Here is a 15,505-nt window from a genome sequence, read left to right as displayed (position 1 = left end):
CATTCCTCAGATGACCGCCCAAGCCCGGTATCGCCCGCGCCCGGTCAGCTCGCGAAGGTTCGACGAGAGCTCGCCGATCATCGTGGTCGCGGCTTGCTGAGAGATTCGTAGCTCCTTGGCGGCGAGGGGGACGGTGACGACAGGCGACGCCAGACAGAAATCGACGAGCTGCGGCAATCTCGAATTCGTTCTTCGGTCCTTGCACTTTCTGAGCAGAAGCTCGCGGGCGAGCGTCAACCTGTCGAGCTCCTTGGAGTCCGCTTTCGCCATCGATTCGATCGCGCAGGCCAATGCGATCAATCGAGATTCGAAATCGTCTCGGCCGACTCGGCGATATTTGGCCTGTCGAAAGCCCGAATGCAGCGCCGGGAGATAGTGCCGGGTCTTTCCCCGGGAGCGAAGCGAGGCGGCGGCGAGCAAAGGGCCGAGCCAAGCGCTGTGCTGCAAAGGCTCGATCTCGTCCCAAGCGTCGAGCGCGACGCAGGCGGCCATCAAGGGCGGAAGATTGCGGGCTCCGTCCAGACGCTCGCGCCATTCCGCGATACGGGCCTCCTGATCCCAATCTTCGTCATAGACCAAGCCAGAGTCGTCCCGCTTCAGCGGAGCCGGCTGGGCTCGCTCTATCACGCGTGACGTTCGCGTCAGCAATTCATCGATCTCGTCGAATTCTCCTGCGCCGAACGACTCGCCGTCTTCGTCATCCGGCTCTCCGTCCACTTCGTCCATGGCGCGCGAGCCATTGGTCGGCGCGCTCGCCGCGCTTTGGGGGCTCCCTGCGCCACGCAGGCTGGCGAGGCCATCGGTCGTCAACGCCCAAGCGGGCTCGCGATCGGCTATGCGACGGCGCGTCAGCAGCACGGCATGGGCGCGCACGAGCTCATGCGTCGGCGTGCGCACATCCGCTCCGGCGTCATGAAGCACAAGATCTTCGAGCTGCACGAATTCGCCGATGCGCCACAAGGCGGCGCAAGCGTCGTGGAAATGCGCGCGAAGAACGAACGCCTCGGCGACGAGGCTGGAGCGGAGCCGCTCGTCGAAACGCGCGACGGCGTCGGACGCGCTCTCGAAGGGCGCTTGCAGACGCTCGAACGAAACAGCGGCAGGAAGATCCGGTCCCATCTTAATTCCATGCGAATCGAGACACTTTATCGGGAGACATTTTGGCATGAGAGCGTCCCTCGCGGGAGTCGATGATCGAATCGAATCCGTCATGCGCTGGACGGCGGCGCCGACAACCGATGCTCCGCGGGCAAGGGCGGAGGGTTCTTCATCACCGACGCCATGCTTACCTCCCGGTCAGCATATGAGAACTTCTCTGTAGTCTACCAAAGCCTCTAAATGGCACGAATCCCCCGTCTGAAGAAGCACGGGTGTCGGAGAGCCCGTCGGATCGGAGAATGACGATGAGCTGAACGCCTTCGACGGCCCAGGATGCTTTGGAGCTGGTCGATGCGCCCGTTCCCACCGTCGGCCCGGAGGAGATATTGATCCGAGAGAGGGCTTCGGGCGTGAACGCCGAGACGGCGATGCGGCGAAATCGCGACGCGGGGACACCGCGGCTCCCGAGCATATTGGGCGCCGAAGCAGCGGGGATCATCGAAGCGGTCGGTCCCAGCGTCGGAGCTGGTGATCGCGGCGGCGAGCATGCAAGACGAGCGGGAGTTCGCCTGTTCGCTCGGCGCCGATGCGGCCATCGCTTACACGCGTCCCGGCTGGTCGCAGGCCGCGCGCGATCTGACGGGCGGCTCGGGCGTCGACATCATCTATGAGTCGGTCGGCGGCGCCGTGACGAAGGAGGGCCTGAAGGCGCTCGCGCCTCTCGGCCGGCTCGTCATTTATGGCTCGCTCGAGCGCTGGGACGCCGCCTCGGCGTCGATGCCGGGAGCGGCTGCGATCTCGAGGATATGAGTCGGCTCGACGCCAGCGGTACGTTTATGATTGTCGCATGAAGGGAATTCGTCGTTTCGTGCTGGCCGCCGTCGCTGCGGGCTCGGCTGTCCTCCTGCTCGCATCGTTGCGCGCGCAGCCGAATGTGGAGCCCGAATATGTCGGCGCGATCGTCTGCGCCGGCTGCCATGCGACGCAGGCCGAAGCCTGGAGCAAATCGCATCACGCGAAGAGCATGGCGTCGCCGACGGCCGGAACGGTTCTCGGCGACTTCTCCGGCGCCGATCCGCGATTTTTTCAGCGTGGGAAAGATTATTTCATTCGCGCCGAAGGCCGGGACGGCGAGGAGCGAGAATTCGCCGTCGCCGCGACATTCGGCGTCGCGCCGCTGCAGCAATATCTCCTGAGCCTGCCCGGCGGGCGGCTGCAGGCTTTTTCGATCGCATGGGATTCGCGGCCGCGATCGGAGGGCGGGCAGAGATGGTTCGACCTCTATCCGGGCGAGCGCATCGCGCCCGGCGATCCGCTGCATTGGACCGCGCGGGCGCAGAATTGGAACTTCATGTGCGCGGATTGCCATTCGACCGGGGTCGTCAAGAACTACCGCCCGGAGACGGACAGCTACGAGACGCGCTGGCGGGAGCAGAATGTCGCCTGTGAGGCGTGCCATGGACCCGGCTCGCGCCATGTCGAGCGAGCCAAAGCCGGCGCTGGCGCGGGGCTGATCGTTTCCGGCGAGACGGCCGTGGGCTCCTGGGGCGATTTCGACGCGCGCGGGATTCGTCATTGGAAGGGCGAGGCGCGAAAAAATCCCTCGGAGGAGATTTGCGCGCCCTGTCATTCGCGGCGGCGGCCGATCGCCCCGGCGCGCCCCGGCGTGGCCTTTCTCGACGCTTTCATGCCGGAGCTGCTGGAGCCGGGGCTCTATTTCGCCGATGGCCAGATCGAGGACGAGGTCTTCGAATGGGGCTCCTTCCAGCAGAGCCGCATGCATGCCGCCGGCGTGACTTGCGTCGATTGCCACGAGCCGCATGGCGCCGCGCTGCGCGCCGAGGGCAATGCTCTGTGCGCCCAATGTCATTCGCAAGCGATTTTCGATCAGCCGCGGCATCATCGTCACGCCGAGGGCTCGCCGGCCGCTCGATGCGTCGCCTGCCATATGCCGCAGCGGACCTATATGCAGATTCACATCCGGCGCGATCACTCCTTCCGCATCCCGCGTCCGGCGGCGAGCGCGCGGCTCGGCGCGCCCAACGCCTGCAACGCCTGCCATGCCGATAAGAGCGCCGATTGGGCGGCCGAGAGGCTGAAGGATTGGGGCGCGGCGCGACAGGCGCCGGAGGAGGCGCTCTCCGAGATCGGCCGCGCGGCGCGCCTCGCCGCTCTCGCTGGCGCGCCCGGCTCCGTCGCGCTGGAGACGCTGACGCCGGAGCTTCATGCGCCCTCCCCTCTGCTGCGCCTCGGAGCGCTGCGCGCGCTCGCCCCTTATGACGAAGCGCTTCGTGAGAAGCTCGCCGGACCTTTGCGCGACGATCCCGTGCGGGCGGTGCGTATCGAGGCCGCGCGGCTGACGCCGCTCGTCGATCATCCGGCGCTGGAGGAATGGCGCGCGGCCGAGAGGCTCGCCGAGGATCGTTCGGAAAGCCATCTCAATCTCGGCGCCTTGGCCGCCGAGCGCGGCGAGATTGCAGAGGCTGAGAGAGAATTCCAGCGCGCGACCCGGATCGACGCGAGCTATGTCCCGGCTTGGCTGAATCTCGCCGATCTGCTGCGCGCCACAGGCCGCGATACGGAGGCCGAGACGCCGCTGCGCAAGGCGCTGGCCGCAGCGCCGGCCGACGCCGACGCCCATTATGCGCTGGCCTTGTGGCTCGTGCGGCAAAAGCGCCTCGCGGAGGCGAGAGCGCAGGTCGAGACGGCGGCGGGGCTGTGGCCCATGGACGCGCGCTTCGCGGAATTGAGCCGTTTGCTGGCGCGCTGATCCCGAGCCGCTATTTCAGCTCCACGTGAACTTTGTCGATCTGGCCGTTGAAGGCGAAGGGCGCGGCGTAATCGGGGCTGACGGGCGCGCCGGAATCGAGGCCCACGTCGAGCGTCTCATTATAGGAGAGCTGGAGATTTTCGATCCGCCCTTCCGCGACCTTCGCGCCATTGACGCTGAGGATGATCTTTCCGGCGAAGACCACGCGCGGCTCGAATGAGGTGCGCACAGGCGGCGGTTTGGCGGCGTCGGGGATGAATTCCACGCCGATCCGCGCCGCGCCCACCGGCAGCTTCCCGGTCGAGACGACTTTTCCCGCGACATTGCCCCAGGCCTTGGCGAGATAGACGAGCTTGCCGTTCTTCACATAGATCGAGAAGCCGCCGTAATCGCCGCCGTCGGCGAAAATCACGCCTTCCGGCTCGGCCGGCAGAGTCACCTCGGCCAGAATCGAATGGGCGCGCCGGTTGAATTTCGGCCCGATGCGTTGCGGAATATGGTCGGCGCCGGGACGATAATCGAAGACGGCGCGGCCATCGGCGGGTGACGGCAGATTGCCGCGCGCCGGCAGCAAGGGGTAGATTTGCGTGCGCGCGGCCTCGCTGTCGAACAGCGCCGCCAGCTCCTTCACTTTCTCGGGCTTTTCCGCGGCGAGATCATGCGCCTGCGAAAAATCCGCGCGCAGATCGTAGAGCTCCCAAGGATGCTGGCCGATCGCGAGATCGGCGCCGCGCGTCGCCGACCAGGGCGCGACATGGCGCGCTCCGGCCCACCAGCCATCCTGATAGATGGCGCGATTGCCAGAGGTCTCGAACACTTGCCGCCCATGGCTGCTCGGCGCCTTCGCGTCGTAGAAGCTCGCCGCGAAGCTCTTTCCCTCGAGCGGCGTTTGCGCCACGCCGTCCACTCTGTCGGGCGGCGTCACGCCCGCCAGCTCGTAAATGGTCGGCGCGATGTCGGTGATGTGCTGGAACTGCGTGCGCAATTCGCCGCGCGCCTTGATCTTCGCCGGCCAGGAGATGATGAGCGGATCGCGCGTGCCGCCGAGATGCGAGGCGACCTGCTTCGTCCATTGGAAGGGAGTCGAGCTCGCCCAGGCCCAGGCGGCGGCGTAATGATTGTCGAAAATCTCTTCGCCCAGCTCGTCGGCGCGCTTCAGCCGATCCGCGGGCGAAGCGGCCGTCCCGTCGACCGCTATGACGTCGCGGCCGTCGACGCCGCCTTCGCCCGATCCGCCATTGTCGCCGGCGATGTAGAGCACCAGCGTGTTGTCGGCGACACCGTCCTTCTCCAGGCTCTTCAGCAGACGGCCGATCTCGAAGTCGGTCTGCTCCATGAAGGCGGCGTAGACCTCCATCTGCCGGGCGAACAGCTTTTTTTGGTCTCCCGAGAGCGCATCCCAGGCCGGCAGCTCGGCGGGACGTGGCGTGAGCTCCGCATTGGCGGGTATGACGCCGAGAGCCTTCTGCCGCGCGAAGGTCTCCTCGCGCAGTCTGTCCCATCCCTGGTCGAAGGCGCCGGCATATTTGGCGATCCATTCTTTCGGAACCTGGTGCGGCCAATGGGTGGCGCCGGGCGCGAAATAGAGCAGGAAAGGCTTGGCGGGCGCCACCGCCTCATGGGCATGGACCCATTTGACGGCGTCGTCGACGAGATCGGTGGTGAGATGATAGCCCGGCTCGCCGGCGCGGGGCGGATCGGCCGGCGTCGTGTTGCGATAGAGCCGCGGCGCATATTGGCTGTCATAGCCGGCCAGAAACCCATAGAAATATTCGAAGCCCAAGCCCGTCGGCCATCGATCGAAAGGGCCGACCGGCGAGATTTCGTCATAGGGCGTGTTGTGCCATTTGCCGAAGGCCGCCGTGCTGTAGCCATTGTCGCGCAGGACGCGGGCGAGGCTGGCGGCGCTCCGCGGCCAATGCGCATTGTAGCCGGGGTAGCCGGTCGCGCCATCGGCCACGGAGCCGAAGCCGATCTGATGATCGGTGCGGCCCGACAGCAGCGCGGCGCGCGTCGGCGAGCATAGAGCGCTCACATGGAAGGCGTTGTATTTGAGGCCGCGCGCCGCCAGCCGATCCAGCTCCGGCGTCTTCGCCGGTCCGCCGAAAGTGGATGTGGCGCCGAAGCCGGCGTCGTCCAGCAGCACCAGGACGACATTGGGCGCGCCGGTCTTGGCCACGACCGGCTGCGGCCAGGCGGGCGGCGCAGCGTCGCGCGACGGATCGACGATCACGGCGGGGATCGGCTCGGCCTTGGGCAGGACCTCCTCGGCCCGGACGCCGAGCGACAGAGTGAGAGCTGCGCCAGCGGCGGCAAATGAAGCGATGCGCATTGGGATCCCGCGGATTCGACGAGCCTGACGATTGTCCGAGCGCGATGCGTCTCGAACGGACGGAAATAGGAAAATCGGCGGGAGACCGACCGCGGCAAGCCCCCGGATCGCGTTCAACGGGCGCCTTTCCAGACGTCGTTGCCGCGCACGTCCAGCCTTCGAGGAAGAAGCTGCGCTTCGGTGAATGCGTCCGAGATTTTCTGCTGCTCGGCGAGCGCGTCTTCGTCCACCAGAGCGACCGCGTAGCTGCGCCGGCTATTGGCGAGCTCCAATGTCGCCGCGTCCAGCCCGACCAGCGGGGCCAGACGCTCGGCGGCTTCCTTCGGGCGCGCCTTGACCCACTCCCCGGCCTTACGGAGCTCATCGACGACGATATTCAATACGTCGGGGCGATTCAGCGCATATTTCGTCGACGTCAGATAGAAACGCCGATAGCTCACATCGGCCGCGCCGCCGTCGGCGAGCACTCTCACCTCGACGCTTTTCTGCAGCGCCGCCAGAAAAGGATCCCAAATCGCCCATGCGTCTATCGCGCCTCGCTCGAACGCCACGCGTCCGTCGGCGGGCTGAAGATAGACGATCTCGGTCTCCTTCAGCTTCACGCCGGCCTTCTCCAAGGCTTGCAGAGTGAGATAGTGGACGCCGGCCGCTTTGGCGAAGCCGATTTTCTTGCCTTTGAGATCGGCGAGCGTCTTGATCGGCGAGTCCTTGCGCACGACGATCGCCTGGCCTGTCGGCGATGGCTTTTCCTGCGCGAGATAGGTCAATTTGGCATTCGCCGCCTGGGCGAAGAGTGGGACGGGCTCGGCGACGTCCGCCGACAAATCTATGCTGCCGACATTGACGCCTTCCAGAAGCGGCAGGCCGGAGCTGAATTCATGCCAAGCCACCTTCACGCCCAAGGGCGCCAAGGCTTTCTCGAGAGCGCCCTGCCCTTTGAGAAGGATGAGAAGCGAGGAGGATTTTTGGTAGCCGATACGCAGAACCTCTTCCGCCGCGAGGGCCGGGCGTCCCCCGAGGGAGGCGAGAAGCAATGTCGCGATCATCGCGAACGCCGCCGCCGCAGAATTCCAAAATCCTCTCGCCATGAACGTCCGCTCCGATCGCTTCGGCGGGTCGCCGCCGCGTTTCGACCCTATCGCAACAAGCCTATCAGTTCTAGTGACCGACTAGGCTTCTGGACGTTGTCACAAGGCCTCGGTCAATACAGCTTGACCAGCATGGTTCCGCCGAATGCGCGGGGATCATTGGGCCAGCCGATGGTCGCGGGCGTCGTCGCATTGCCCGGCGCCCACGCGGTGAATGGCCGATTGTCGAACAAATTCTTCACCCAGACGGACAAAGCGTATCGTTCGTCGTCCGTTTTCAGGCCGAAACCGAGATTCGTTCGCGTATAGGGCGATGTCCAATATTGAAACACGGCGTGGGGATCGGTCAGCTGGACTTTATCCTGCCATGCGGCGTTCGCGTAGAAGAAGCCCGTGACCGATTGGTTCGCCCATTCGCCGAGATCGCGGAAGAGCGGTCCCAAGGGCCGTTCGTAATTCACGCCGACGTTGAAAGACCAGAGCGGGACGAGCTCCCATCGCGAATTGGAGCGCGACAATGTCAGCGGAGCGGAGAGGAAGCCCGCCGGCGGGTTGGTCGGCGTCGACCACAGCCAATCTGCGGGCGTCGCCGCATTGGCGAAGTCGAGCCAGCGGGCGTCGGTGCGCGCGCCGGAATAGTTGAACGAGAGACCCTCGAGCGGAGTCGTCCAGCGGCCGTCGATCTCGACCCCTCGCAACTGCACATGATTGGCCGTTCCGAGATAGGTGGTGCGGATCGGCTGGCCGAGACTGTCCTTGTAGGAGGTGTCGGTCAGATTGGTCTGGAAATTATAAATGTCGTTCCAATAAAAATTGATATTGGCCAAGAGCGCGCCGTCGAGCCATGTCGTCTTCGCGCCGATCTCATAGTCCCATGAGACCTCCGGCTTGGTGATCACCGGCTGCCAGCCCTTGAAATTGCTCTGGCCGTCGAGGATCGGCTGCGCCGCCGTATTGACGGCGCCCGCCTTCTCGCCACGCCCGACGAGGCCGAAGATCAATATGTGCTCGTCGATCCTGTATTGCGGATTGAAGACGCCGGTCAGCGAGTTGAGCGATTTGCTCACGCCGCCCGTATCGAAGAAGCCCTGGCCGCCGCCAGATCGGATCGCCGCCGTTTGCTGCGCGAGGGAATATTGATTGGGATAGATCTGCTCCCAGCTGAAATTGGAGCCTTCCTTGATCTCGTAGCTGTCGCGCAGACCGAAGGTCAGCGCCAATTGCTCGTCGACATGATAGGTCGCCTGACCATAGGCCGCGACATGGAAGGTCCGCGCCTTGCCGTCGCGATTGTTCTGGAGCCCGTTGAGCAGAGCCGGCGCGCCGAACCAAGCCGCGGCGTCGGAGCCGAATTCGGTCAGATTATGGTTCCAGACATATTCATACATGGAATAGACGCCCGTCGTCCATTCGAGCGCCTGCTCCTTTGGCGACGCGAGCCTGATCTCCTGCGAGAATTGATCGACATAGCTGTCGACGCGTCCGCCGGTGATGGAGAGCTCCTGATTGCCGAGCGGCACGCGCGGCTGCAAGCGGAAATGGCCATAGGCGGAAATCAGGCTCAGCGTGTTCTCGCTGAGCTGAATATTCGCCTCGTTCGAGACATTGTGCTGCTGGGCGTAGAAAGTCGGCGTGCGAGTGAAATAGGGCTTGAACGGATCGAAGGTGAGAACCGGCCGCCCGAGCCTTTGCGCCAGAGTCTGTGAATAGGTGCGCGCGGGCAGCGTGCCATTGGCGAAAAGCTGGAACGAGTCGCCGAAAGCGCAAACCGTGCTGCTGCAGGCGCCGATATTGCTGTATTCGGCGGAGCGTCCATAATTGAAGATCAAACGGTCGGTCACGCTGTCGCCGACATAATATAATTGCCCGCGCACGCCCCAGCGATTGTCGTTGCGATAGCCGGCGCCAGTGGCTTGATCGCGAATCCAGCCGTCGCTCTTGTCGAGATAGAATGCGACGCGATAGGCGAGCTTGTCGTCGATGATCGGCCCGGTGACGTTCAGCTTCTCGATGATGCGATTGTAATTGGCGAAAGACGTCTCGAAGCTCGCCTTGCGCTCGAAAGAGGGCAATTGCGTGCGGAGGACGATATTGCCGACCGTGGTGTTCTTGCCGAAGGCGGTTCCCTGCGGGCCGAGGCCGATCTCGAAGGATTCGAGATCGACGAAATCGCCCCATTGGAAGCCGAAATTCTTCCAGAATACATTATCGACGACGAAGCCCGTGTCCGACTCCGATCCATCGCCGGTTCCGGCGCCGAGCCCGACGCCCCGGATCGTCGCCGGACGTCTCGGATGGCTGCCGTCGACTCTGTAGTTCGGGACCTTTTGCGCGAGATCGGTCAATCGATCGAGATGTTCCCGCTCGGCGGTCTTGGAAGTCACGACGACGATCGGCCGAGGCTGCTTGGTCGCCTGCTCCTGGCGTTGCGTTCCGTCACGCGCGCCGGTCACGCGCACATCATCGACCTGAGCGTCCTGCGCGAGGGCGATATCGAGAGAAAGACACGCGACCCCCGCGAGCAGCGCGGCTCGTGGCGCTCGAGCGCCGAAGCGGCGCCGCTTGTCCAAGCTTCCCGGGGCGACGCGCATGCAATTCCTCATTACATTAAATCGATATGATTTAAGTGAATATACTGATGGCGCCCAAACGGTCAAGCTCGCGCGGCGGCGCCTTGCATGCGCGGCGGAAACGCCGATAGAAGACATGGAAGTCGAACGGCGGCGTCCCCACTGTCGGCCCATCGCCGGCGTGGCGGGCGTAACGCCTACTGAATCGATAGGGAGTTCTGGCCCATGGTGGAGCAGATTTCGGCGCGAGCGCTTCGCGCGCGCTGGCGGGCGGGTGACGAGGTCGCGCTGTTCGACGCGCGTGAGGAAGGGCCTTTCTCGCGCGCGCATCCGTTCTTCGCCGTCTCGCTGCCCTTCGCCGAGATCGAGGCGAAAGCCTATGAGCTCGCCCCGCGCCTGTCGGCGAAGATCGTCGTCTATGACGATGGCGAGGGAGTCGCGGAGCGTGCTGCGCGCCGTCTCGTCGACGTCGGCTATCGCGATGTCGCCCTTCTCGAAGGAGGGCTTTCCGCCTATCGCGAGGTCGGCGAGCTGTTCCGCGACGTCAATGTCGTGTCGAAGGCTTTCGGCGAGCTGGTCGAATCTATTCGCCACACGCCGTCATTGTCGGCGCGCGAGGTCGATCGCCTCATTCGCGATGGCGCCGACGCCGTGGTGCTCGACGCGCGCCGCTACGAGGAATATCGCACGATGAGCATTCCGACGGCGGTGAGCGCGCCGGGCGCCGAGCTCGCATTGCGCATCTTCGACATTGCGCCGTCGCCGGACACGCTGGTCATCGTCAATTGCGCTGGACGCACGCGCTCGATCATCGGGACGCAGAGCCTCATCGACGCCGCCGTTCCCAATCGCGTCGCCGCGCTCCGCAATGGCACGATCGGCTGGACTCTCGACGGGCTGGCGCTCGACCGCGGACAGGAGCGGCGCTTCCCGTCGATCAGCCGAGAGGCGCATGCCCGCGCGCTCGCCGGAACGCGCGCTCGCGCAGCGCGCCTCGGCGTCGCCACGCTGGACGCCGCCGGCTTTCAGGCCGCGCTCGCCGAGCGCGACAGGCGCACGCTCTATCTGCTCGATGTGCGCTCGCCGGAGGAATATGCGGTGGGCCATGCGTCCGGCTTTCGTTCCGCGCCCGGCGGTCAGCTCGTTCAGGCCACGGATGAATGGGTCGCCGTGCGCGGCGCGAAGATCATCCTGTATGACGATCTCGAAGCGCGCGCTCTCTCCACGGCTTCATGGCTGACGCAGCTCGGCTGGGAAACGGCCGTGCTCGCGCCGGATGCGGTCGCGGCGACGGATGTCGGCCCCTCGCCGCGGGCTCGTCCGCCGATCATCGTCGCGCCGGGCTCGACGATCTCGCCGGAGGAGCTCGCGGCTCGCCGCGACCATGTCGTCATCGTCGATCTCTCGCGCAGCCCCGTCTATCGCGCGGGCCATATTCGTGGCGCTTTTTGGGCCGCCGCGGCGCATCTCGAGCGTGATCTTTCGACGCTGCCGCGTGACGAGCAGGTCGTGCTGGTCTCGCCCGATGGAGAGACCGCGCTGGACAATCTCGCGCGGGCGCAGAGCGTGGCGCGCGGCGCGGTCGCGCTGGCCGGCGGAACGCAGGCTTTCGGCGCGGTCACGGCGGAGAATCCGCAATGGCTCAGCGAGCCGGACGACAGCTACAAGCGCCCCTATGAAGGCGTCGACAATTCACGCGACGCGATGCAGGCCTATATCGATTGGGAGCTGCAGCTCGTCGCGCAGCTCGCCAATGACGGCGTCGCCAATTTTCATGTCGTGCGATAGCTGGGCTCGTCACTCGGCGGCGCGTCTGGCCGCGTCTCCGAGCAGATGATCCAATATCTGCTCCTCGAGCTTCGCGACCTCGACCGCGCCGCGACGGCGAGGACGCGGCAGATCGACGGCTATGTCCCGCGAGACCGCGCCATTCTCTATGATCACGATGCGATCGGCGAGCGTGACGGCCTCGGCGACGTCATGCGTCACCAGCAGAGCCGTGAAGCCGTCGCGCAACCACGCGGATTCCAGCAGGCGCTGCATCTCGATGCGGGTGAGAGCGTCGAGCGCGCCGAGCGGCTCGTCGAAGGCCAGCAGGCGCGGCCGGCTGACGAGCGCGCGCGCGAAGGCGACGCGCTGCTTCTGGCCGCCGGAGAGCGTCGACGGCCAATCCTCGGCGCGATCCTCGAGCCCGACCGAACGCAGCGCCTCGAGGGCTTGCGCCCGGCCTTCCGCGCCGCCTCGGCGCTCGCCGAGACCGACCTCGACATTGGCAAGCACGCGCGCCCAAGGCAGGAGACGCGGCTCCTGAAACATCACGCGGACAATGTCGCGCGCTTGCGCGACCAGCGGCTCTCCGAATGCTATGGTCCCGCGGGTCTTCTCGTCGAGGCCGGCGATCAGACGCAGCAGCGTGCTCTTTCCGCAGCCGCTGCGTCCGACGATCGCCAGGAACTGACCGGCGGGCGCGTCGAGCTCGAGATTGCTCAAAATGCGCTTGGAGCCGAAGGATTTGTCGAGATTGCGCACGCGCAGCGGCGCCCCGGCGGAGGGCCTCGCCTCATGCGCGCTCTGACCGAGCGTCATGGCCGATCTCCTCGACCGCTCTGAAATGCGGGGTGCCAGGCGAGACAGGAGCGCTCGAGAATGCGGGCGACGGAATCCGCGAATTTGCCGAGCAGAGCGTAGATCGTGATCGACAGCACGACGATATCGACCTGCATGAATTCGCGCGCCTGCATGGCCATGTAGCCGAGCCCTGATTGCGCTGCGATCGTCTCGGCGACGATCAGCGTCAGCCACATGACGCCGAGCGCATAGCGAATCCCGATGAATATCGACGGCAAGGCGCCGGGCAGCACGACACGTCGGAACAGCTCGTGGCTCGGCATGCCATAGCTGCGCGCCATTTCCAGGAGTTGCGGATCGATCGAGCGAACGCCATGCAGCGTGTTGACGTAAATCGGGAAGAAGACGCCGATCGAGACGAGGAAGAGCTTGGCCTCCTCGTCGATGCCGAGCCAGAGGATGACGAGCGGGATCAGCGCCAGATGCGGAATATTGCGCGCCATCTGCAATGTGGAGTCGGCGAGGACCTCGCTGATCTTGGACACGCCATTCGCCAAGCCGAAAAAGAAGCCGATCGCTCCGCCGATCGCGAGGCCCCCGATCGCACGCAGGAAGCTCACGCCGAGATTGCGCGGCAGCTCGCCCGTGAGCGTCAGTCGCCACGCGGCGTCGAGGACGGCCATGGGCGAAGGCAGCAGCGTCGAAGACGTGAGATCCATGACGCAGACAGCCTGCCAGAGGGCGACGATCGACAGAGGAACGATCCACGCCGCGGCTCTCGATTCGAGAATCGCCCGCCAGGCGAGCCGCTGCGAGGCTCCGCCTCGCGGAGCGCGGCTGGAGAGAATCGAGGCGTCCTGCGAATGTGTCATCGCACGCTCTACTCTGCGGCGGCGCGCGGCGATGCGCCGGAGCCGACGCCATATTCTCCGACTGCAGTTCCATGCGACCATTTGCGGCCGCTTTCAATGCCGAGCGCAGGGAACAGCAGCTCGGCGACCTTATAGGCCTCCTCGAGATGCGGATAGCCGGAGGCGATCACCGTATCGATTCCGAGCGCCTGATACTCTCGCAAGCGCGCGGCGACCGTCTCGGGATCGCCGACCAGCGCGGTGCCGGCGCCGCGTCGCACGAGGCCGACGCCGGCCCAGAGATTTGGCGCGATCTCTAGGCGATCGCGGCGGCCGCCATGCAGAGCGCTCATCCGCCTTTGGCCGACGGAGTCCGATTCGAGCGCGAATTTGCGCTGTGCCGCGGCGATCGCATCGTCCGAGAGATGCGCGATGAGCCGGTCGGCGGCGTCCCACGCCTCGCGCTCCGTCTCGCGCACGATGATATGAATGCGCAGGCCGAACTTCAGCGTGCGCCCACGCAGCGCAGCGCGCTTCCTCGCCGCAGTGATCTTCTCGGCGAGCTGGGCCGGCGGCTCGCCCCAGGTCAGATAGACGTCCGCATGCTCGCCGGCGACCTCGAGCCCGGCGTCCGACGAGCCGCCGAACCAAATTGGCAGCGGGCTCTGCACGGTGGGAAACAGCAGCCGCGCGCCTTCGACACGAATATGCTCGCCGACGAAATCGACCGTCTCGCCGGCGAGCAGCCTGCGAAAGACAGTGAGAAATTCGGCGGCGTGGGCGTAGCGCGCATCATGGGAGAGAAAAATCCCGTCGCCGGCGAGCTCCACCGGATCTCCGCCAGAGACGACATTCACGAGAAAGCGTCCCTCGCTGATGCGATCGAGCGCCGCCGTCTGGCGCGCCCAATGGGTCGGCGTCGCGAGCCCCGGACGCAAGGCCGCGAGGAAGCGCAGCCGCTTGGTATGCGGGGCGAGCGCGGCGGCGGTGATCCACGGATCCTCGCAATGGCTGCCGACAGGCAGGAGCGCGCCCGCGAATCCCAGGCGGTCGGCGGCTTGCGCAATCTCCTTCATATAGTCGAACTCGGCATAGCGAATGCCTTTGTCCGAGCCGAGATAGGAGCCGTCTCCGCTGACGGGAATGAACCAGAACATATCGAGCGGTCGGTCGGTCATGCTGCGCTTCTTTCAGCCGGCGGGCTTGTGCTTCCAGACGATATCGCGAATGTCGAGGTGCGCGGGGATCAGCCCGAGACGCAAGAAGCGATCCGCCACTCGCTGCTGCTCGGCGATGATGGCGTCGTCGAGCGAGACCAGCGCGAATTCGGCTCTGTCGACCGATTTGCGTTGCGCGGCGAGCGGAACGCCGCTCGCCGCGGCGTAGAGCGCCGCGACCTCGGCGCGATGCGCGGCCGCCCAAGCGGCGGCTTTCGCGATCTCGTCGTTGATCTCGTCGACGAGGGCGGGATATCGCGCCGCGAAATCGGCGTTGGCGAGAAAGAAGCTGCTCTGAGCGGCCGCGGCGGCGTCGATCTCGAGCTGGCGCGCGCCGGCGTTCAGCTCGGCGATGGCGAGATAGGGATCCCAGATCGACCACGCGTCGATCGCGCCACGGGTGAAGGCCGCGGCGGCGTCGGCAGGCGCGAGATAGACGGGCGTGACGTCGTCAAAGGCCAGATTTGCGCTCTCGAGCGTCGAGACCAGCAGATTATGCGCGCTCGAGCCTTTGGCGACGCCGATCCTTTTTCCTTTCAAATCGGCGACGCCTGCGATGGCCGAATGACGCGGCGTGACGACGCCCTGGCCATAGGCGTTCGCTGGAATAGCCGCCACATAGGTCAGCCGTCCGTGCGCCGCTTGCGCGAAAATGGGCGGTGCGTCGCCCGTGAAGCCATAATCGATGGCGCCGGCGCCGAGCGCCTCCAGCATCGGAGGGCCGAAGGGGAATTCGACCCATTTGATCGTCACGCCGTTCGGCTCGAAGCGCTTCTCCAACAGCCTCTGCGCTTTGGCGACCAGAAGCACGCCGAATTTTTGATAGCCGATCACCAGCTGCTTCGGCTTTTCGTCCGTCGCGGCGTGAAGAGAGCTCGCCGAGATCGCTGCGGCCGCGAGCAAGAGAATTGTCCGGCGATCGACGCTCGACTGTTTCATGGCGACGACCGAGAAAGCCCTTCGACGCCACACGCGCGGAGACCTGTTCCTGGAATCGGCGGCCGATGCGGC

At 65.4% G+C, this 15,505-nt stretch carries 11 protein-coding genes and 1 pseudogene; 4 read left to right on the top strand and 8 right to left on the bottom strand.

What is annotated here, in order from left to right; translation table 11 throughout:
• Positions 1-6 precede the first annotated feature (6 nt).
• Complete coding sequence (locus METLW4_RS0121605; protein ID WP_018268322.1) at positions 7-1,119, bottom strand: RHE_PE00001 family protein; 1,113 nt, start codon at positions 1,117-1,119, stop codon at positions 7-9.
• Between the two features lie 407 nt (positions 1,120-1,526).
• Here METLW4_RS0121605 and METLW4_RS28935 point away from each other — a divergent pair.
• The 3 genes and pseudogenes from METLW4_RS28935 to METLW4_RS0121595 form a co-directional block, all read left to right on the top strand.
• A pseudogene (locus METLW4_RS28935) lies at positions 1,527-1,574 on the top strand (hypothetical protein); the annotation flags it as partial.
• A gap of 52 nt (positions 1,575-1,626) precedes the next feature.
• Positions 1,627-1,908, top strand: a complete 282-nt coding sequence (locus METLW4_RS0121600; protein ID WP_018268321.1) for a zinc-binding dehydrogenase — start codon at positions 1,627-1,629, stop codon at positions 1,906-1,908.
• A gap of 37 nt (positions 1,909-1,945) precedes the next feature.
• Positions 1,946-3,868 (top strand): cytochrome c3 family protein, encoded by a 1,923-nt coding sequence (locus METLW4_RS0121595; RefSeq protein ID WP_018268320.1) that lies wholly within the window; start codon positions 1,946-1,948, stop codon positions 3,866-3,868.
• Between the two features lie 10 nt (positions 3,869-3,878).
• On the opposite strand, the gene METLW4_RS0121590 is transcribed toward METLW4_RS0121595, so the two are convergent.
• From METLW4_RS0121590 to METLW4_RS0121580, 3 genes are all read right to left on the bottom strand, one after another.
• Positions 3,879-6,200 (bottom strand): arylsulfatase, encoded by a 2,322-nt coding sequence (locus METLW4_RS0121590; RefSeq protein WP_018268319.1) that lies wholly within the window; start codon positions 6,198-6,200, stop codon positions 3,879-3,881.
• A 113-nt stretch (positions 6,201-6,313) separates the two neighbouring features.
• Positions 6,314-7,288, bottom strand: a complete 975-nt coding sequence (locus METLW4_RS0121585) for an aliphatic sulfonate ABC transporter substrate-binding protein (protein WP_026191717.1) — start codon at positions 7,286-7,288, stop codon at positions 6,314-6,316.
• Between the two features lie 113 nt (positions 7,289-7,401).
• Positions 7,402-9,879: a TonB-dependent receptor gene (locus METLW4_RS0121580; RefSeq protein ID WP_018268317.1), complete on the bottom strand. Its 2,478-nt coding sequence runs from the start codon at positions 9,877-9,879 to the stop codon at positions 7,402-7,404.
• A 204-nt stretch (positions 9,880-10,083) separates the two neighbouring features.
• Here METLW4_RS0121580 and METLW4_RS0121575 point away from each other — a divergent pair, with 204 nt between their 5' ends.
• Entirely contained in the window at positions 10,084-11,646 is a 1,563-nt protein-coding gene (locus tag METLW4_RS0121575; protein WP_018268316.1) for a rhodanese-like domain-containing protein, read from the top strand.
• A 9-nt stretch (positions 11,647-11,655) separates the two neighbouring features.
• Here the strand turns inward: METLW4_RS0121575 and METLW4_RS25725 are convergent, their stop codons facing one another.
• The 4 genes from METLW4_RS25725 to METLW4_RS0121555 are packed head-to-tail and all read right to left on the bottom strand — an operon-like array spanning position 11,656 to position 15,433.
• Positions 11,656-12,444, bottom strand: a complete 789-nt coding sequence (locus METLW4_RS25725; protein ID WP_018268315.1) for an ATP-binding cassette domain-containing protein — start codon at positions 12,442-12,444, stop codon at positions 11,656-11,658.
• Entirely contained in the window at positions 12,441-13,298 is an 858-nt protein-coding gene (locus tag METLW4_RS0121565) for an ABC transporter permease subunit (protein WP_018268314.1), read from the bottom strand. The genes METLW4_RS25725 and METLW4_RS0121565 overlap by 4 nt, the downstream gene beginning before the upstream one ends.
• An 8-nt stretch (positions 13,299-13,306) precedes the next feature.
• Entirely contained in the window at positions 13,307-14,455 is a 1,149-nt protein-coding gene (gene ssuD, locus METLW4_RS0121560) for an FMNH2-dependent alkanesulfonate monooxygenase (RefSeq protein WP_018268313.1), read from the bottom strand.
• 12 nt (positions 14,456-14,467) lie between these two features.
• The gene (locus METLW4_RS0121555) at positions 14,468-15,433 is read right to left on the bottom strand and encodes an aliphatic sulfonate ABC transporter substrate-binding protein (RefSeq protein ID WP_018268312.1); all 966 of its coding nucleotides are present in this window, start codon (positions 15,431-15,433) and stop codon (positions 14,468-14,470) included.
• Positions 15,434-15,505: the final 72 nt, after the last annotated feature.

The sequence above is a fragment of the Methylosinus sp. LW4 genome, assembly GCF_000379125.1.
Taxonomy (GTDB): Bacteria; Pseudomonadota; Alphaproteobacteria; order Rhizobiales; family Beijerinckiaceae; genus Methylosinus.
This window is presented reverse-complemented; position numbering and strand designations above follow the sequence as displayed.